The sequence below is a fragment of the Roseovarius albus genome (genome assembly GCF_900172335.1).
Classification (GTDB): domain Bacteria; phylum Pseudomonadota; class Alphaproteobacteria; order Rhodobacterales; family Rhodobacteraceae; genus Roseovarius; species Roseovarius albus.
Window position 1 is genome coordinate 55,864 of the sequence record NZ_FWFX01000003.1, and the last position, 18,565, is coordinate 74,428.

Annotated in this window: 21 protein-coding genes; 11 read left to right on the forward strand and 10 right to left on the reverse strand. The window is 55.3% G+C overall.

Features of this window, described 5'->3' with window-relative positions; translation table 11 throughout:
• Positions 1-115: 115 nt before the first annotated feature.
• The 3 genes from ROA7450_RS05620 to mtgA form a co-directional block, all read right to left on the reverse strand.
• Positions 116-1,969, reverse strand: a complete 1,854-nt coding sequence (locus ROA7450_RS05620) for a BTAD domain-containing putative transcriptional regulator (RefSeq protein ID WP_085804717.1) — start codon at positions 1,967-1,969, stop codon at positions 116-118.
• A gap of 583 nt (positions 1,970-2,552) precedes the next feature.
• Positions 2,553-3,218 (reverse strand): FtsZ-binding protein FzlA, encoded by a 666-nt coding sequence (fzlA, locus tag ROA7450_RS05625; RefSeq protein ID WP_085804718.1) that lies wholly within the window; start codon positions 3,216-3,218, stop codon positions 2,553-2,555.
• A 56-nt stretch (positions 3,219-3,274) separates the two neighbouring features.
• Positions 3,275-3,994 (reverse strand): monofunctional biosynthetic peptidoglycan transglycosylase, encoded by a 720-nt coding sequence (mtgA, locus tag ROA7450_RS05630; protein ID WP_085805036.1) that lies wholly within the window; start codon positions 3,992-3,994, stop codon positions 3,275-3,277.
• Between the two features lie 99 nt (positions 3,995-4,093).
• Between mtgA and ROA7450_RS05635 the strand changes: the two genes are divergently transcribed.
• The 6 genes from ROA7450_RS05635 to ROA7450_RS05660 all read left to right on the forward strand — a co-directional run bounded on the left by ROA7450_RS05635 (position 4,094) and on the right by ROA7450_RS05660 (position 10,113).
• The gene (locus tag ROA7450_RS05635; protein WP_085804719.1) at positions 4,094-5,026 is read left to right on the forward strand and encodes an AEC family transporter; all 933 of its coding nucleotides are present in this window, start codon (positions 4,094-4,096) and stop codon (positions 5,024-5,026) included.
• Between the two features lie 85 nt (positions 5,027-5,111).
• On the forward strand, positions 5,112-5,945 hold the full coding sequence (gene fghA, locus ROA7450_RS05640) for an S-formylglutathione hydrolase (RefSeq protein WP_085804720.1): 834 nt from the start codon (positions 5,112-5,114) through the stop codon (positions 5,943-5,945).
• 3 nt (positions 5,946-5,948) lie between these two features.
• Positions 5,949-7,379: a Si-specific NAD(P)(+) transhydrogenase gene (gene sthA, locus ROA7450_RS05645; RefSeq protein ID WP_085804721.1), complete on the forward strand. Its 1,431-nt coding sequence runs from the start codon at positions 5,949-5,951 to the stop codon at positions 7,377-7,379.
• Between the two features lie 20 nt (positions 7,380-7,399).
• Complete coding sequence (locus ROA7450_RS05650) at positions 7,400-7,852, forward strand: YaiI/YqxD family protein (RefSeq protein WP_085804722.1); 453 nt, start codon at positions 7,400-7,402, stop codon at positions 7,850-7,852.
• Positions 7,849-8,793: a DMT family transporter gene (locus tag ROA7450_RS05655; RefSeq protein WP_085804723.1), complete on the forward strand. Its 945-nt coding sequence runs from the start codon at positions 7,849-7,851 to the stop codon at positions 8,791-8,793. The genes ROA7450_RS05650 and ROA7450_RS05655 overlap by 4 nt, the downstream gene beginning before the upstream one ends.
• Before the next feature lie 9 nt (positions 8,794-8,802).
• A complete protein-coding gene (locus tag ROA7450_RS05660) occupies positions 8,803-10,113 on the forward strand; it encodes an MFS transporter (RefSeq protein ID WP_085804724.1) in 1,311 nt (436 codons plus the stop codon).
• Positions 10,114-10,248: 135 nt separating this feature from the next.
• Here ROA7450_RS05660 and ROA7450_RS05665 read toward each other — a convergent pair whose 3' ends face one another.
• The 3 genes from ROA7450_RS05665 to ROA7450_RS05675 form a co-directional block, all read right to left on the reverse strand.
• The gene (locus ROA7450_RS05665) at positions 10,249-11,364 is read right to left on the reverse strand and encodes a site-specific DNA-methyltransferase (RefSeq protein WP_085804725.1); all 1,116 of its coding nucleotides are present in this window, start codon (positions 11,362-11,364) and stop codon (positions 10,249-10,251) included.
• Positions 11,365-11,454: 90 nt separating this feature from the next.
• On the reverse strand, positions 11,455-12,087 hold the full coding sequence (rnhB, locus tag ROA7450_RS05670; protein ID WP_085804726.1) for a ribonuclease HII: 633 nt from the start codon (positions 12,085-12,087) through the stop codon (positions 11,455-11,457).
• Positions 12,088-12,200: 113 nt separating this feature from the next.
• The gene (locus tag ROA7450_RS05675) at positions 12,201-12,794 is read right to left on the reverse strand and encodes a hypothetical protein (RefSeq protein ID WP_085804727.1); all 594 of its coding nucleotides are present in this window, start codon (positions 12,792-12,794) and stop codon (positions 12,201-12,203) included.
• A 183-nt stretch (positions 12,795-12,977) separates the two neighbouring features.
• Between ROA7450_RS05675 and ROA7450_RS05680 the strand changes: the two genes are divergently transcribed.
• Complete coding sequence (locus tag ROA7450_RS05680; RefSeq protein ID WP_085804728.1) at positions 12,978-13,211, forward strand: hypothetical protein; 234 nt, start codon at positions 12,978-12,980, stop codon at positions 13,209-13,211.
• 9 nt (positions 13,212-13,220) lie between these two features.
• Positions 13,221-13,925 carry a winged helix-turn-helix domain-containing protein gene (locus tag ROA7450_RS05685; protein ID WP_085805037.1) on the forward strand — a complete coding sequence of 235 codons (705 nt, stop codon included), beginning with the start codon at positions 13,221-13,223 and terminating at the stop codon, positions 13,923-13,925.
• Here the strand turns inward: ROA7450_RS05685 and ROA7450_RS05690 are convergent, their stop codons facing one another.
• The 4 genes from ROA7450_RS05690 to ROA7450_RS05705 form a co-directional block, all read right to left on the reverse strand.
• Complete coding sequence (locus tag ROA7450_RS05690; RefSeq protein ID WP_085804729.1) at positions 13,926-14,777, reverse strand: glycosyltransferase family 10 domain-containing protein; 852 nt, start codon at positions 14,775-14,777, stop codon at positions 13,926-13,928.
• 147 nt (positions 14,778-14,924) lie between these two features.
• Positions 14,925-15,812: a PhzF family phenazine biosynthesis protein gene (locus ROA7450_RS05695; protein WP_085804730.1), complete on the reverse strand. Its 888-nt coding sequence runs from the start codon at positions 15,810-15,812 to the stop codon at positions 14,925-14,927.
• Between the two features lie 17 nt (positions 15,813-15,829).
• On the reverse strand, positions 15,830-16,054 hold the full coding sequence (locus ROA7450_RS05700; protein ID WP_085804731.1) for a DUF1150 family protein: 225 nt from the start codon (positions 16,052-16,054) through the stop codon (positions 15,830-15,832).
• A 4-nt stretch (positions 16,055-16,058) separates the two neighbouring features.
• Positions 16,059-16,472, reverse strand: a complete 414-nt coding sequence (locus ROA7450_RS05705; RefSeq protein ID WP_085804732.1) for an Hsp20 family protein — start codon at positions 16,470-16,472, stop codon at positions 16,059-16,061.
• Positions 16,473-16,634: 162 nt separating this feature from the next.
• On the opposite strand from ROA7450_RS05705, the gene ROA7450_RS05710 reads away from it, so the two are divergent.
• From ROA7450_RS05710 to ROA7450_RS05720, 3 genes are read left to right on the forward strand one after another with little or no spacing between them, the layout of a single operon-like run.
• Complete coding sequence (locus tag ROA7450_RS05710) at positions 16,635-16,859, forward strand: YdcH family protein (RefSeq protein ID WP_085804733.1); 225 nt, start codon at positions 16,635-16,637, stop codon at positions 16,857-16,859.
• A gap of 46 nt (positions 16,860-16,905) precedes the next feature.
• Positions 16,906-17,394 (forward strand): 5-(carboxyamino)imidazole ribonucleotide mutase, encoded by a 489-nt coding sequence (gene purE / locus ROA7450_RS05715; protein WP_085804734.1) that lies wholly within the window; start codon positions 16,906-16,908, stop codon positions 17,392-17,394.
• On the forward strand, positions 17,387-18,454 hold the full coding sequence (locus tag ROA7450_RS05720) for a 5-(carboxyamino)imidazole ribonucleotide synthase (protein WP_085804735.1): 1,068 nt from the start codon (positions 17,387-17,389) through the stop codon (positions 18,452-18,454). Before purE ends, ROA7450_RS05720 begins: the two co-directional genes overlap by 8 nt.
• Positions 18,455-18,565: the final 111 nt, after the last annotated feature.

Here is an 18,565-nt window from a genome sequence, read left to right on the forward strand (position 1 = left end):
GGAGCTTGTAAGAGAAGCGATCGAGACCATCACCTGCTTAGAGTTTTATTGCCCGTATTGAGCGGCGGACAAAGCGGACACTGACGTTCTTGGGGGCCGAAGTTTTTGCGATCTATCAATCCGGCAGGCCAGCCAAACGAAGGCCCTGAGCGATATGCTCCCAATCTTCTTTTCGGCGCCACAAGACACGGTGTTCACCCAGAGCAGTTTCGATTGTATTTGCGCCAACCTTCATTCCTGACAGTCGCTGATCTCGAGTGCGTGCATCTTTGAATTCCGCGAGAGTAAACTGCGCTTCCTTAAGCATTCCCAATCGAGCCTGTGACCCAGCTCGAAACGCAAGCCCTGTGGAATTTAAAAGAGATGCGCCATTTAGCGTACTAACAACCTCCGCGTCGCGGCCTTGAAACGAAAAAAGCTGCCCCAGTATCCACTCGAAAGTTGGCGGTAACGTCGTCCTCCGTTTGGCCACGGCTTGGATGATTTCAGCAGCTTCGTCGTGTCTTCCCAACATCAACAGCGCATATCCGCACCAGGACATGGATTCGATTTCATTCTTAGCCAAAGATAACGCGTTTCTTATTTGCGCTTCGGCCGCGTCCCAATGCCCCATGGTGTGAAGGGCGAAGCCCAGATGGTCCTGAATGTGAACGTCAAACCGATCCAGCGCCACAGCCCGGCGGGCATGATAAAGCGCTTTCTCTTTCTCGCTCGCGTCCAGCTGACCAAACCAGTGTTGTACAACATAGCTGTCTGATAGATACATGTGTGACCGGGCTAAGCCCTGATCCTTTTTTACCGCAAGCTCTAGGAGGCTTCTGGCCTCCAGATTGCCTTCAAGGCTCAAGGTATCGCGCAATCGCTTCCCAAGGATCATCAACTCGTAAGCCTGCAATTGCTCAGCAGATTTTTTCTCGGCCTTTTCTGCGACATCCTCTTCAATTCGATATGGGATCGCACCAACAAGATAACGTGACACGTCATCCTGAAGGTCAAACAAATCCGATATCTTGCGGTCCAATCGCTCTGCCCATTTGACTGATCTACTCGCAACCTCAATCAACTCCACTGACAAGCGAAACCGTTCTCCAAGCCAGCGCACGCTGCCCGTCAATAGGTAATCCGCGCCGTTTTTTACCGCCCGCGAAAGCTGATCTTCTGTAGCATTTTCGGACAAGTTTGCTTGACCTGACAGAACCCCAAGCGTTGAAAACTTTGACAGTTGTGTGATGACATCCTCTGCTAGGCCTTCCGAAAAATACCGATGTTCGGGAACATCGCTGAGTGTTTTGAACGGCAATACCAATATCGAGGGAACGCTTATTGCCGTCGTTTTGTTTACCTGCTCGTCAGCGACAGTTAACAGTTTCGTCTTCAGGGTGACCAAATCCGAACTGATTTCTAAGTTCAGCTCGCTTCGAAGCAAGCACTCAAATTCGTCAAATCTGATTTGCACTTGGCTGCGCTCGTCATTCGCTGCAAGCGCCTTCAAACATAGCGCCATACCAGCTTCCTCGAATGGATCGAGGGTTAATATACGGTCTGCTGCCTGCAGCGCCCGTTTTGATTGGTCCGACTCTAAGGCGAAGTTGCCGACATCAAACAAGATATCTCTCACTATTCTGCCGTAATTGGCTCGATTTGTAGCCAGCCATTCTTCAAAAGGCGGTTCATTTATCGAAAGCCCGTCAAGAAATGGCCCCCCGAAACCGGTAATATTTTCGTCCAGATCAAAGGCCTTGTCGTCCAGCGCATCAATATCCAGCGAAACCAAATCCCGATTCACCGCCAGCATTTCACCTTTTGACAGAATGATGTTTTCCCCCGTCGTGGCTCGTAAAATCGACAATGCTTGGCGCAGATTTGTACGGGCCTGAGCCTCGGGGCTTCGGCTCCAAAGCGTTGCCGCCGCTAGTTCTCGACGCAGCCCGGTGCTAGACGAAGTCGCAATCATGGCAAGAAGGGCCATACTCTTCTGCGTTGTCAACTGAATGGTATGGCCAGTTCGATCTATGATCGACGGAGTGCCCAACAAGCGAAAAGCGTATTTTTTTTCTTTTTCCAATCGATCACACCGTTATCGGTGCGTTTTTTATGATTGGCTTGCCCGATTTTACGAATTCGGAACGCCGCATATCACACCGTCAGAACGCAGCATCGCCAAAATAGGAGGCAGGTACAACGAAAACTTGAAGGAAACAAAAAATGTACGACCAAAACCCACTACTTCACAAATTGAACATCGACGACCTGGCTCAAAGCTATCAAGTCAAGCCTGCTACGCACCGGAATTCAACTTTCCTGAGTCGGCTTACTTCAATCGCCATCACGCTCACTGTGGTCGTGGCCGCCGTCTTTGTAACAAATTTCGTTTAAGGAAAGCATCTGTTCTGGAAAGGCCGATCAGAAATGGCGGCCTTTCTTACTATGCCAAGCATTCGCGGAGATAAACTCAGCCATTACAAAAGTCCATTTTGTCCGCATTGCCGTCGTTCCGAAAATCGAATATTTCAGCATCGATGCAACCAACGCTTCAGCGCATTGGGTAACTTTCAAAAATCCAAATCCGCATAATGCGCTGGAGGAGGGAAACCCGGCACCTGATCAGTGAGGATTCGCCGGAAGGCCGGGCGGGATTTGATCTTGGCGTACCAATCTTTGACCACCTCCGAGCGATTCCAGTCGACATCGCTGATATAATCCAGCGCACTCAGGTGAGCGGCAGCGGCAAAATCGGCCAGGGTCATCACATCCCCCGCCAACCAGCGGCGACGGTCCAAGAGCCATGCCATATAATCCAAGTGATATTTGATCGCCTTGGCCCCGGCTTTGACGTTGGTGCTGTCAGGAAAGCCCTTTTTCATGACTTTCTTGTTGACGCGCTCATAAACCAGCTTTGAGGTGACTTCATGATGGAACTTGTCATCAAACCAGCTCACCAACCGGCGCACTTCGTAGCGCTGTTTGGGGTCTTTTGGCATCAACTGCGGATCTGGGTATGCCTCTTCCAGATATTCGCAAATGGCGCTGCTTTCCGCCATGGTCATGCCGTCGATTTTCAACACCGGCACTTTGCCTGCCGGGTTACGGCGTAAAAAATCCGGATCTTGCTCCCAATACCGTTCCTCGGTCAGCTCGCATTCAATCCGCTTTTCCGCCAACGACAGGCGCACCTTGCGGCAGAACGGGGACAGCGGAACATGATACAGCTTGGCCATGGCAATCTCTGGAAAATCTCAAATCTCATTCTCAATGCCCGGATTGAACAACTTTTTCAATCCTCGAAACAATCTGCCCGGCCATCCCGGTCAATTGTTGCCGCCCCGTCCATGATCGAACGGGCGCGTTTCTTCATCCAATCACTTGGGTGTTTTGCCGAGCGATCCTTGGGGTCTGGCAGCACCGCCGCCAACAAGGCCGCCTGCCGAGCATCCAGCTTTGACGGGGGCACACCAAAGTAATGCCGCGATGCCGCGCCCACACCAAAGACACCGTCGTCAAATTCTGCGACATTCATATAGACCTCGACGATCCGCCGTTTGTCCCAAGCCAATTCCATCAACGGGGTGATCGAAGCCTCGAGGGCTTTTCGTAGCCAACTGCGCCCGTGCCACAAATATGTGTTTTTGACCGTCTGCTGCGACAGGGTCGAAGCCCCACGCCCACCTCCATCCTCAATCGCGTCGCGGATCGCATTCATGTCAAAGCCCCAGTGGTTGCAGAAATTTGCATCTTCTGCCGCCACGATCGACCGTGTCATCACCGGCGCCACATCATCGATGTCTTCCCAACGGTAGGAAATCTTGCCCAATCTTCGTTCTTCTTGCCCCATATAGTAAGTTTCGGGTGGCGTGACCCATCGATGCGCCACGACCACACCCGTAACAACGACCGCGCACAGGGTCGTGATCCGAATGCCCCAGCGACGCAGAAACCGTATCGGACGGATACGAGGGATTTTGCGAGATTTCTTTGACTTACGCGACTTTGCCATATCCTCTTTGCTAGCCGCCACTGGCGCCAGATGCAAACGCAGAAATTGTGCAATGGTTTCTGATTTGTCTTTGTGGCCCACCGTGTTAACAGATATTTCATGCAGGATATCTTTTTCCAGACGCTGCCGTTTTTCCTGATGATCGGACTGGGGTTCGGGGCCGGACGCACCGGCTTTTTTAATGCCGAGGCAACTGCCTATCTCACCCGGTTTGTATTTTACTTCGCCCTCTCGGCGATGCTCTTTCGATTTGCCGCCAATCTCTCGTTGGCCGAACTGTTCGATCTGAACTTCGTGCTTGCCTACCTCAGCGGCACGGCCGCGGTTTATATTCTGGCCAGCGTCATCGCCTATCTGCGCGGGGTGAATGTTGAAGAAACCGCAGTCGAGGCACAATGCGCAGTCATCGGTAACGTCGGCTTTCTGGGCGTACCGATGCTGACGCTGTTGATGGGGGCCGAGGCCATCGGGCCGGTCATGTTGGTACTGGCTGTCGATCTGATCGTGTTCGGCTCGCTAATTGTCATCCTGATCACCGGATCACGCGATGGTCGGATGTCCATCGGCATTCTGGGCAGCGTCACGATAGGCCTACTGAAAAACCCGATGATCGTCTCCATCAGCCTCGGCCTGATCTGGTCGGCATTAGAGCTGCCTGTGCCAGGGCCGATGAACGATTTTCTTGCTATTCTCGGCGGGGCCGCCACACCCTGCGCGCTTTTCGCCATCGGGGCCTCGCTGGCGTCAAAATCCGCGGAACGCCCCTTTGTGGCCGGGTGGTTGTCAACCTGCAAGCTGCTCCTGCACCCCGCCACAGTGGCCATCGCCGCGCTCGCCATCTTCTCCGTCGATCCGTACGCCGCCTCGGTCATGATTGCCGCCTCCGCCCTGCCCGTGGCCGGAAACGTCTACATTCTGGCACAACACTATGGCGTCGCCCCGCAGCGAGTGTCCGCCTCGATCCTAATCTCCACAACGCTTGCTTTGATCACAGTGTCGCTGGTAATCGGATGGGTAACGCTGATTTATTGACAATAGCGACCGATGTCAGGGGTTGTCACAGACCCCTTAAAATGTTGACTGTGCTCGGAACATATAACCTAGGGGAAGTTTCACCATGCAAATCGTCTCGGAAAATGCCTGCTTTGGCGGTGTTCAAGGGGTTTACACTCATAGCTCTGACGCCTGCAATTGCGACATGACCTTTGGCTTGTTCCAACCCGCCGAGGCCAAGGACGGCCCGGTTCCGGTGCTATGGTATCTGTCCGGTCTGACCTGCACCCATGAAAACGCCATGACCAAGGCTGGTGCACAGGCTTGGGCAGCAGAACAAGGTATCGCATTGGTTTTCCCGGACACTTCCCCACGCGGCGACGGTGTGGCCAATGATGAGGCGTATGACCTAGGTCAAGGCGCTGGGTTCTACGTCAACGCCACACAAGACCCTTGGGCGCCGCATTTTAAAATGTGGGATTATGTCGCCGAAGAGCTGCCAAACCTGATCACATCGGATTTCGCCATTGATGCTGATCGTCAGGCCATCACCGGCCACTCCATGGGGGGGCACGGCGCGCTGACGCTTGCGATGAACCTTCCCGGCCGTTACAAATCGGTCTCTGCATTTTCGCCAATCTGTAACCCCACCGCCAGCGACTGGGGTCGCAAGCAGCTGTCGGCCTACCTTGGCGACGACGAGAGCACATGGGCGGCGCATGACGCCTCGCTCCTGATGCGCGAAAAAGGTTTTGAGGGGCCAATCCTGACCGACACCGGCACCAACGACCAATTCGGCGACCTGCTGAAAACCGAAAGCCTGTTCGAAGCCTCCGCTGCCCGGCGCCAGCAGGCCACGCTGCGCATGCAGCCAGGCTATGATCACAGCTATTTCTTTGTTTCCACCTTCATGGAAGACCACGTCACCTTCCATGCCGAGGCTTTGTATACGGGGTAAACCATGTCGCATTATGATCTGATCGTTATTGGCTCTGGCCCCGCGGGACGTTCTGCCGCCATTCAGGCCGGCAAACTCAAACGCCGGGTGCTGGTGATCGACCGCAAGGACCGTCTGGGTGGAGTGTCGGTGCACACTGGGACCATCCCATCGAAAACCCTGCGCGAAACCGTGCTGAACCTTTCGGGCTGGCGCGAGCGCAGCTTCTACGGCAGATCATACCGCGTCAAAGACGATATCGAGGCGCAAGACCTCAAGATGCGCCTGCATAAGACCCTCGATTACGAGGTCGATGTGCTGGAGCACCAGTTTAACCGTAACCATGTCGAAACCCTGCTGGGCATGGCCAAGTTTCTTGACGCAAACACGATCGAAGTCGCCACTGAGGCGGGGGAAACCACGGTTCTGACAGGCGATAAGTTCCTGATCTCAACCGGAACCAAAACCTATCGTCCTGATACTGTACCATTCAATGGCTCCACTGTTGTGGACAGCGATGAGTTTCTCGAGTTGGGACGCATTCCGCGCAGTCTGATCGTCATTGGTGCAGGCGTGATTGGCGTTGAATACGCCACCATGTTCTCGGCACTTGATGTGCGTGTCACGCTGATCGAGCCGCGCGACAGCTTCCTTGATTTCATCGACCGCACCATCATTCAGGAATTCACCCATCAGATCCGCGACAATGGTGTTGACCTGCGCCTGGGGTCGGCGATTGAAAGCATCGAAGATGCGGGCGAACATGTCGAGGTCACGCTTTCCAATGGTCGCCACATCCGATCAGAGATGTTGCTCTTCGCTGCCGGTCGCATGGGGGCCACGGTCAAGCTTGATACCGAAGCCGCCGGCTTGAAAACCGATCACCGCGGCCGGCTGGACGTTAATCGCAAAACCTATCAGACCAATGTTCCGCATATCTATGCGGCCGGTGATGTCATCGGCCACCCCTCCTTGGCCTCAACGTCATTGCAGCAAGGCCGAATCGCCGCCTGCCATGCACTGGAAACCCCTACCCTGCCCGAAAGCCCATGGTTCCCCTATGGCATCTATTCAGTGCCAGAAATCTCGACCTGCGGCATGTCCGAGGAAGAGGCACAGGAACGCGGCATCCCCTATGAGGTGGGCGTCGCCCGTTTTCGCGAAACCTCACGCGGGCACATCATGGGTCTGGAACAGGGTATGTTAAAAATGCTGTTCAGCCTGAAAACCCGCAGGGTTCTGGGCGTACAGATTGTAGGTGAGGGTGCAACAGAGCTCATTCATATCGCACAAGCGGTGCTGAACCTCAAAGGCACGGTAGATTACTTCGTCCAGAATACGTTCAATTACCCGACGCTGGCTGAAGCCTATAAGATCGCCGGATTGGATGCCTTCAACCGCATGCCGATCCCCGAGGCATACAAAGTCAAACGCGACTCCAAGAAAAAGAAGTAGTAGTCACAAAAGAGGGCAGCATGATCTATGTTGATGCCGATGCCTGCCCTGTCCGGGCCGAGGTCGAACGAGTCGGAACCCGCCATAAGTTGAAGATGTTCGTCGTCTCCAACGGCGGCCTGCGCCCCTCGGCCAATCCGCTGGTGGAAAACGTGATCGTGCCCGACGGGCCCGATATCGCCGACATGTGGATCGCGGATCGTGCTCAGCAAGGCGACATCGTCATCACCGGTGACATCCCCCTGGCCGCCCGTTGCATTGAAAACGGTGCGCAGGTTTTGCGCCACAACGGCGAGGCGTTCACCCAGGCCAATATTGGTCAACAACTGGCGATGCGGGATCTGATGACGGATCTGCGCGCGGCAGATCCGTTTCGACAGGGAGGCGGTGGCAAACCCTTTGGCAAGGCCGACCGCTCGCGGTTTCTCAACGCATTGGAACGCGCGGTGCGCAGCGCCGCAGCGCAAGGATGAGCGCGGCCCTCCGACGCGCCAACCTTTTGGGGGCAATGTTCGGCATGGCTGCCGTTTTTTGCTTCTCCCTCAATGACCTGTGGATCAAACAACTCTCGGATAACTATGCTCTGCATCAGGTGGTGTTGATCCGCGCCTGCATCGGCACGTTAACATTCTTTGCCTTCGTCATGCCCTTCAATGGCGGCTTCAGAGTCTTCCGCACACGGCGCCCCAGTGCCTTGGCCCTACGTGGCATGTGCGCGGTTCTCGCAAATACCTTCCTATTTCTCGGCCTTTGGGCGCTACCCATTGCAGATGCAGTTGCTATTTTCTTTGTCTCCCCTTTGATCATCACTCTGATGTCGGTCTTTATCCTGCGCGAAACCGTCGGGCCGCGCCGCTGGGCCGCCGTGATCATTGGCCTTATCGGGGTACTGATCATCATTCGCCCCGGCACCGAGGTGTTTCAGATTGCCTCGATCTTTCCGATCTTAGCAGCCACACTGTATTCCTGCATGCACATCATTGCACGCCGCATCGGGCAAACTGAAAGCGCGGCCACCATGGCAATCTACACCCAACTGTCGCTGGTTCTCGTGGCCAGTCTGGTAGGGCTTGCATTGGGCGATGGCCGCATGGCCGCCTCCAGCATCCCAGCGTTGGAACTCCTGTTTCGCGCATGGACTGCTGTTGACCCCGCCGACTACCTGACATTCTTGTTGCTGGGATCAACCGGCATGATGGGCAGTTTCCTAATCTCGCAAGCCTTTCGTCTGGGCGAGGCTGCCTTTGTCGCCCCGATGGAATATATTGCAATGCCCATGGCGATCTTCTGGGGGGTCACCTTTTTCAATACATGGCCCGATGGTGGCACATGGATCGGCATCGCCTTAATCCTCGGTTCCGGCCTCTACATGGTCTGGCGTGAGACACTTAACGACCCACCCGATCCGGCATAAGGTCAGTCCATGTTTTCCGTACTCGCCAACCGGACCTACCGCCACCTGCTGATGGCGCAGATCATCGCTCTGATTGGCACCGGGCTGGCCACCGTGGCACTTGGCCTTCTCGCTTGGGACATTGCCGGAGATCAGGCCAGCCTTGTTCTGGGCATTGCATTGACGATCAAGATGATTGCCTATGTCACGCTTGCTCCGATTGCAGCTGCATTCGCCACGCAAGTCCCCCGCCGCACCATGCTGGTCGTACTTGATTTCATCCGTGCGTCCGTGGCATTTTGCCTGCCTTTTGTAACTGAGATCTGGCAGATCTACGTTTTGATCTTTCTGCTGCAGGCGGCTTCAGCCGGGTTCACCCCCACGTTTCAGGCCACCATCCCCGATGTCCTACCGGATGAGGAGGACTATACCAAAGCCCTGTCTCTCTCGCGCATGGCCTATGACATGGAAAGCCTGCTCTCACCCATGCTTGCTGCTGCTTTGCTGACCATCGTCAGCTTTGAGGTCTTGTTCTCAGGCACCGTCATCGGCTTTGCCGCCTCCGCGCTGCTGGTGCTCAGCGCAACCCTGCCTGCCCCACGCCCGACGCCGCACCGCCCAGTATGGGAGCGCACCACCCGCGGGCTTCGCATCTACCTCGCGACGCCCCGGTTACGCGGGTTGTTGGGCCTGAACCTTACTGTAGCTGCGGCAAGCGCAATGGTGATCGTCAACACCGTACTGATCGTCAAAGGCCAGATGGCACTAAGTGAACGACATGTTGCTCTCGCGCTTGCAGCTTTCGGTGGTGGTTCCATGACGGCTGCGCTCCTACTCCCCAAACTCCTGCACATCCTGCCAGACAGAGCGGTGATGTTCACAGGTGCGGGATTGCTGGGCCTTGGATTAATTGTCGGACCGTTGGCGATAACTCTGATGCACTTGGCACTTTTATGGTTGGTCATCGGTTTTGGTTTCAGTCTGGTGCAAACCCCCAGCGGTCGTCTGCTGCGCACTTCCGCCAGAGCAGAGGACCGCCCCGCAGTCTTTGCCGCACAGTTTTCCCTTAGTCATGCCTGCTGGCTTCTGACCTATCCTCTGGCCGGATGGTTGGCCACGCAAATGGGACTGACGACAACTTTCCTTGTACTCGCCGCGCTGTGTATCCTTGGTATCTTTGTCGCGTGGCGATTCTGGCCCTCGAATGAACCTGTCCTCCTGCCGCACACCCACCCCGAACTATCCCCTGACCATCCGCATTTGCAGCGCCATGGGAGCGGCGAGCACCGCCATGCAATCATCATCGACGACCTACATCAGCACTGGCCCAGCCGGTATTGAACCGCGCTCTTGCTAAGTCACAGCTTTATCTCTGACCGCGCCGAAACCAAAAAAGCCCCGCCAAAGGGCGGGGCAAGGTAAGTGCCCTGTGTCAGGCACAGGCACCGGCGGTAACACCTTGTTATTCTATTGTGCTCAGTTTGGGCGTTCGGCCATCTCTGCGCGTATCTGTTGACGGAAGATGTCGATCGATACTGGCTTGCCCTCGCGCTTTATGCACCAGTAAGTCCAGCCGTTACAGCTTGGCGCGCCTTCCAGTGCCGCCCCAACCTGGTGGATTGAGCCTTTAACGTCATCCCCGATCAGCGTGCCATCGGCACGAACCTTGGCCTTGTGACGTCCATTCATCGAATACAACTCTTCGCCCGGTCGCAGCATGCCACGCTCAACCAACTGGCCAAAAGGCACGCGGGGTTCAGCGCGCTTGCTGACCGAGACCTGCAATGCTTCGCGGTCAAACTTGCGGGTGTTGGCGATGCGTTTTTCCGCGACTTTGCGGTACGCAGCCTCGCGCTCAATGCCGATAAAATTCCGGCCCAGCATCTTGGCCACGGCCCCGGTTGTACCGGTGCCAAAGAACGGATCCAGGATCACATCGCCCGGATTGGTCGACCCAACCAACACGCGGTGCAGCAGGCTTTCAGGTTTTTGGGTCGGATGGGCCTTGTCCCCGTTCTCGTCCTTTAGACGTTCGTGCCCCGTGCAAATCGGCAGGACCCAATCGCTACGCATCTGAATGCCTTCGTTCAAGGCTTTCAGCGCCTCATAGTTAAAGGTGTACTTGCCACCCTCCTCCTTGCTGGCCCAGATCATCGTCTCATGCGCATTGGTGAAACGTTTACCCCGGAAATTCGGCATCGGGTTAGATTTGCGCCAGATCACATCATTCAGGATCCAGTATCCTTCGTTCTGCAGGGCCGCACCAACGCGGAAAATATTGTGATAGGAACCAATCACCCAGATCGCCCCATTTGGCTTGAGCAGGCGACGCGCCGCCTTGAGCCAATCACGGGTAAACCGGTCATAGGCTTCAAAAGAGGCAAATTGATCCCAGGCATCGTCAACTGCGTCGACCTGACTGTTGTCCGGGCGATGTAAATCACCCTTTAACTGCAGGTTATACGGTGGATCCGCAAAAATCAGGTCAACGGATGCCTCCGGCAGGCTATTCATCATTTCGATGCAATCGCCATCCAGAATCGTGTTCAATGGGAGCGTTTTTACGCTCTTCGCTTTGGTCTTCGTCGTCATGTGCTGCCTCGTTTCCCGGCGCTTTTTGCGCTCTGGTTCTTGACAACTAAGATGATTCAAACCCGATTCGGCGTCAATTTCTTTTTTGAATCAATCACTTATAAAATGTTCTTGATACAAGATGTTGTGTACCGGTTTAAACGAACGTCTATGGTGTGGGGTCACCCCAAGACTTTGAAGCGCCTCTTTGTGCTGTTTTGACGGGTAACCGGCGTTTCTTTCCCATCCATAGCCGGGAAACTGTTGCGCCAAGTCCTCCATGATCCGATCACGTGTGATTTTTGCCACAATCGAGGCCGCGGCAATCGACACAGAAACCGCGTCACCCTTGATCACCGCCTGCGCTTTGACTGGCAAATCCTTCGGGATCATATTGCCATCAATCAGGGCATAGTCCGCCGTAGTTTTCAATCCGGCCACCGCCCGCTCCATTGCCAGATGCGAAGCGCGTAGGATGTTAAGCTCATCAATCTCTTCGACGCTTGCATGCGCCACGGACACATCCGCGCATTCCATCAAAACGTCGAACAACATCTCACGCCGCTTCGGTGTCAATTTCTTGGAATCGTTCAATCCTTCGGGAATACGCCTTGGATCCAGAACCACCGCGGCTGCCGTCACCGGCCCGGCCAATGGCCCGCGCCCCACTTCATCAACGCCTGCGACGCATCGCGCACCGCGTTTCAGTGCTTCGGTTTCATAGGAAAAATCAGGTTTGCTCATAACACCGTCAAACCACAGCCCGGCCGCAATTGCAAAGCGGCAGACTTTCCAAAAGAAAGGAGGGCCAATGGCCCCCCTTCCCCTGCTCGATTTTCATGGTGTTTTAATTTGTGTTACCGACGGCCCTGCACCCAGGGGCTGGATGAATCGATTTTATTGAAGTTCGGTTTGGTGTGTGAGTGCTTTTGTGTGTGTTTGTATTTCTTGGCCTTCGCCCGTTGGAACCCGTGCTGACTCAGGCAGTTTTCCCGCCAAATTTTTCCTCGATACCCTTCAACCTTTTTGGCACAATGTCTTGGCAGGTGATCAAAGGCGGAATAGTTCCGCTTTAGACACCGGCCATTATAGCCAAATCGCCGACCGTTCTTGGTATCGCGGTAAATGCGACAGGCCTCGGGCAGTTTTGGGCGTTTGACAGGCTGGTACGAGCTGTGTTTTTTCTTATGCTTTTTCTTTGGCTTGCTCCATTGGCTGTTATAGCCGTCGCCATAGCTGTTATATATATTGTGATTATTGGTGACATGCTGAGGCGCATCATCGTCATCATCCCGCGCTGAAATGATCGCAGCCCCAAGTATGGCCAGTGCCGCTGCGCCCACCACCACCTTGGCGACATCATCCTCAGCCGCACGGGCAGGTGTTGCACTTGCCCCTGTAACGGCAATTGCCGCTGCCAGGATCATTCCGATAAAGCCTCGATAGGTCATTTTTATTCCTCTTGCAGGTTTGATTTTTTTCACCCAAACAACGCGCCGGGCTCTGGGATCAAACTGGGGCACCCTTTGCAAGACAGGCAATATCGGCTGAATGTTATCGAATAACGCCGCCGATTTTGTCCTTAAAACCCGCTTGTTATTGAATAGCCATGCCACTTTACGCATGTTGGCGATATGAAACAGATTGCTCTCTCCCTCGCCATTCTCGTGGCCCTGGTGCTACCGGCTCAAGCCGCCTGTACCGTTGAATACAAGGCCAAGCGTGACAACCCGCTTGAGCTGTTCTTTGAAACAACCCAAATCAGCGGCGCCTGTACCAAGGAAAACGCTGCCCAGACCCTTGCGGCGCAATTGGCCGAGAAAGGCCTGACCTTGCTCAAGATCGTGTCGGTGACGGAGCAAGAATAATCCATGGTCATGAATCCGTTTGCCGCCTCTGCCACCGACGCCCGCCGCACTGGCAATCGTGTAGTCACTTTGGGCGTTACCGCCATCATTGCCATCCTCGCGTTGGCTGCAGTGTTCCTGTTCCTGACCTTACCGGATGCCAATGCCTTCAACGCACGGGTTGAAAAAATCTTCGTCGAAAACGATGCTCTGACCACCGACACCAATATCAAATTGTTGGAAATTCTTGCGCTCTCGGGAACAGCCTTTGCCGAAACCCTGACCAGTTATCGCATGGTGATCTTCGTGCTGCTGATGTTTTCCGCCGCACTGCTGATTGCGACACTGGTGTTCCTGATCATGCTCGTCACCATGAACCGCCGCATGGCCCAGATCGAGCGCTCGGGTATTCAGGTCAATTCCTTGCTGATCAGCCGCGATGAAAAGACAGCCTATCTCAACGATATGGGCTTCAAACTGACTGATGCTGCGATTGAGACACTGTCGATCTTGGCAGAGGCGCGGATGGATGATGACGTCCTAACCGGCGCGCAGATCGAAGCAATGATTTCCGGCCGCAAAGCCGAAGACTGCGAAGAAGCCGCCGGTGCCACTCGCATCAAACGCCTGCGCGATACATTGGGCAATCAGATGATCAGTGAACTTTTGGTAAAAAACATTGCCCGCCGGGGTTATGTTCTGGCAATCGACAAAACCGTCATTCGGATGATGTGATCACCCGGCCAGCACAGCCTCTGCCGCCCGGCGTTTGAATTTTGCATAGTACAGCGCCGTCTCAAGGCTAGCGTCCAGCGCGGGTCTGACTTGTTCATAGTGTTCCGCGCTCATGTTTTGCACAGCAACGCGGACCTCTTCTGCCGTCTCGCAGATGATCATCGCATTTGTATCAAAAAAGTCCCGGATGTTGGGGCAGCCCCAGTAGATCGGGACAGTGCTGCACAAGAGAGCATCTATCAGTTTCTCTGTGAAATAGTTCCGCTCTCGGACGTTTTCGATCACAATCGAAAATCGATACGGGGCCAGCCCGTCGATCTTTTCTTCAAACGGCTTGTATCCCCGCCCCATCACATCGACGTCCAGACCCTGCGTCTGAATCCACTCCACCATGTCATGGCGCAGCTTGTGCCCCTCTTGCGACCGTTTGTTCGATGCAATCAGCGAGCACATTTTGGTCTTGGTGCGGTCCGCCGTCTTCCAGTTCCCCGCCCAGGTGTCCCCCGCAGGAAAGAACGCCCCATTGGGAATGCGGGACAGCAGATCTTCGTTGCAGGTCAACACCTTGTAAAACAGGCGATGAGACCAGCGCAGCTTGCGCATGTGTTTACCGTGGATGACACCGGGCTCCATCACAAGTATCGACACCTTAGCCTTAATCCCGAACCCGGGGCGAAAATGCACCAGATCTTGTGGCAGCATAATTAGATGGTCCTCAGGGCCCAAATCCCGCAGGCTCTTACCCGCCAGACCTTCTGGCTCACCCAAAGGCCAGTCCAGCTTTTCCAGCGGGAAGCTCCCCGGCCTTAGGCCCAGCTTTTCCCCGTATTTCAGAAACGCCACGTTTGGCATACTTTCTGCCCTCGTTCATAACGCACAGCACATAAGGTCAAGTCAAAGCCGAAGCAAGGTGTGCTTCGTATAGGCCGCTCCCCAGTGCTAACTGTTGAACAAATTCACGCCCGAACCTTCAATTTTTTTCACGAATTCGTTGCTTAACTACAAATGCAGATCGCCAGACATCAGTAGCCAACCCTGCCCAGCCACCTCGACGCCAGTAATAGCATCGCTAGGGCCTAATACACGCACCTGAGCCTGTCCGGGGCGGCCCAGCCAATGGCCTTGTTGGGCTGTGAATTCTGGCGTTTGAATCATACCGTTCCGCCACAGGTAAGAGGCCATGGCCCCGGTGGCTGATCCGGTGAAGGGGTCCTCCGGGGGACTCGGAGGAGCCAGCAACAGGCGAGAGAAAGTATCACCTGCCTCGGCCACCCCATCCAGCGTCACCCAAAACGGCTCCAACATATCTGTACCACTGTATCCGTGCCGTTCCGCCATCCCGACCAACGCGGCACTGTCGAGTTTCACCCGGCGCAACACTTCGTGATCTTTCACCACAGTGATGCAAAACGGCAGGCCAGTAGAGACCAGTTGCGGCTGGCCGACAATATCCTCGGGATCAATACCGCCAATCCGCGCCACTTCCTCAATCGGGATCTTGGGCCCAAACTCAGGCGCAACCTGCGTCATGAAGACCAGAGGCATGGCATCTTCAGACCGCTCAACCCTGATCGGAACAATGCCCGCGCCGGTTTCCATAGTAAATTCGCCTCCGCTCACCACACCGCGATGCAAAAGCGACACCACTGTCGCAATGGTCGGGTGACCAGCAAAGGGAATTTCACGGCTCGCCAGAAAATATCGTACCATCACATCGGCCACATCCGATGGTCCAACAAAGGTGCATTCCACCAATGATGTTTCGCGCACGAACTTCAGGCAGGTCTCGACATCCGTCACCCCACCATCATGCACCACAGCACAGCCATTGCCGCCAAAGGGTTGATCAGAAAAGGCATCGACCCAGTCGACGGGATAGCTTGGCATTCGCGCCTCCGATACTCTTAGTGAACCGTCACCGGGTCCATATTGTTCTGGCGGGCCAGAACAAAGGCCAGAGCCCGATCACGCACCACGGCCAGACGTTCTCCATCGGGCGAATGCACGGCATACAGCGTGTCCAGGCCTTCGGCCTGCTCGCGCATGTCCTCAGGTAGGTCTTCCACCTTTACCGACCGCACATAAACGATGCCAGTTTCTCCGGCTTCAAAATCATATTCTGTGTTCATCTGCTCAGCCCTTATTGATTTTTATACGTTGCACCACGGTTTCCGGCTGCGCCCGGGTCAGGTCTACGTGCAGCAGACCGTTTTCCATCGCCGCATCTCCGACTTCGACCCCATCCGCCAGCACGAAAGAGCGCTGAAACTGCCGCGCGGCAATCCCTCGATGCAAATACATGCGCGTGTCCGTATCATCATGCTGCCGTCCGCGAATCACCAGTTGGCGATCTTCGACAGTAATCACCAGATCTTCTTCGGCGAATCCAGCGACAGCCAGCGTAATCCGATATGAATTATCCGAGGTTTGTTCTATATTAAACGGGGGATACCCTTCGTTGCCCGATTTGGCCGAACGCTCCAAAAGGCGCTCAAGCTGTTCAAATCCCAGCATATAGGGGTGAGACCCCAAAGACAGTTTCGTCATCGACACGCCCTTCTTTAGTAAAGCGACAGTCCGTTTTGTTTGGCCCCGTTATGGCAACCACAAAAGAAATATGGGGCTTTGTTGTCGCAGGTGCAAGGGCTTTGCGAAATTGAAGGATAACAGTATTCTAGCAGCCAAGCAGGCAAGGGAATCACCAAGCATATGAACATCTACCGTGACCTGTCGATGAAATCCGAGGAAGTGCTGCGCTATGAGCTGACTGAATATCAGCATCAGCACCGCGATCTGGACGAGGCGATCACCGCCCTGCAGGAAAAAGGCACCGCTGATCCGCTGACAATTAAGCGTCTCAAACAGCAAAAACTGCGGCTCAAAGACCGCATCTCCTTTATCGAAGACCGGCTCATTCCAGATATCATTGCATAGCGGTTCAAGCTGCGTATAGTGCGCGCTCCACGGGAAGGGGCGCATTATGTCAAAGGTCATCGTAGGCATCATCATGGGCAGTCAATCAGACTGGCCAACAATGAAAGAAGCCGCCAATATTCTGGATGAGCTTGGTGTTGAATACGAGGCCAAGATTGTCTCAGCTCACCGTACCCCTGACCGCCTGTGGAACTACGGCAAAACTGCCGCTGAACGTGGGTTGAAGGTCATTATCGCAGGCGCAGGTGGGGCCGCCCATCTGCCTGGCATGGTCGCCTCCAAAACCCGCGTACCCGTTGTGGGCGTCCCCGTCCAGACCAAGGCGCTCAGCGGTGTCGACAGCCTCTATTCTATCCTGCAAATGCCTAAGGGCTACCCGGTCGCCACTATGGCTATCGGCGCTGCCGGGGCCGCCAATGCGGGCTTGATGGCCGCTGGCATTCTCGCAATCGAAGACCCTGGCCTTGCTGAACGGCTCGACGCTTGGCGCGCCGCCCTCTCAGCATCCATCCCGCAGGAGCCGCAAGATGACTAACGCACTACCCCAAGGCGCGACCATCGGAATCTTGGGCGGCGGCCAGTTGGGCCGCATGCTCTCGGTCGCGGCCTCACGACTGGGGCTAAAAACCCATATCTTTGAACCCGGTGCCAATCCCCCCGCCGGGCAGGTTGCGGATGCGGTTACCACCGCTGGATACGAAGACGAAGCCGCGCTGAAAGCCTTCGCGGCCTCTGTCGACGTCATCACCTACGAGTTCGAAAACATCCCGACCGCCGCTTTGGACATCCTCGAATCCCTGCGCCCAGTTCGTCCGGGGCGCGAAGCGCTGCGCGTCAGCCAGGACCGCATCACCGAGAAAGACTTTCTCACCGGTCTGGGCCTAAAAACCGCGCCATATGCCGCCGTGGACGACAAGGTCAGCCTTGACGACGCGCTGCAATCCGTCGGTACGCCAGGAATCCTCAAGACCCGTCGCTTTGGCTATGACGGCAAGGGCCAGTCCCGCATCATGGCCCCAGAAGACGCGGACAAGGCATTGGCCGATATGGCCGGTGCGCCATCGGTGCTCGAAGGGTTCGTCAATTTCAGTCACGAGGTGTCGGTCATCGGTGCTCGCAGTGCCGACGGACAGGTCGCCTGTTTTGACCCCGGCGAAAACGTCCACCGCAACGGCATCCTGCACACCACCACCATCCCGGCCCGGTTGAACATATCGCAACGGACAGAGTCGGTTATTCTTGCCGGTCAGATCCTCAATGCGCTGGATTATGTCGGCGTGATGGGCGTGGAGCTTTTTGTCACGCCCGAAGGCCTGATCGTGAATGAGATCGCCCCGCGCGTGCACAACTCGGGCCACTGGACACAGCAAGGCTGCACCGTGGATCAGTTCGAGCAACACATCCGTGCCGTCGCCGGATGGCCACTGGGCGATGGCAGCCGCTATGCCGACGTGGTGATGGAAAACCTGATCGGTGACGACGTCGACCGCATCCCCCAGATCACGATGGAGCCCTGCAGTTCTATCCATCTTTACGGCAAAGCCGAAGCCAAGCCCGGCCGCAAAATGGGACATGTGAATCGGGTGGTTAAGTAAATACCTACTGAACTAACCTATGCCCGGAATCCGGAGCGTAGCGCCCCAGGAAGCGCCCGACTGTCTCAATAGACGGGCGCTTATGCCACGTCACATCAAAGAACTACGATC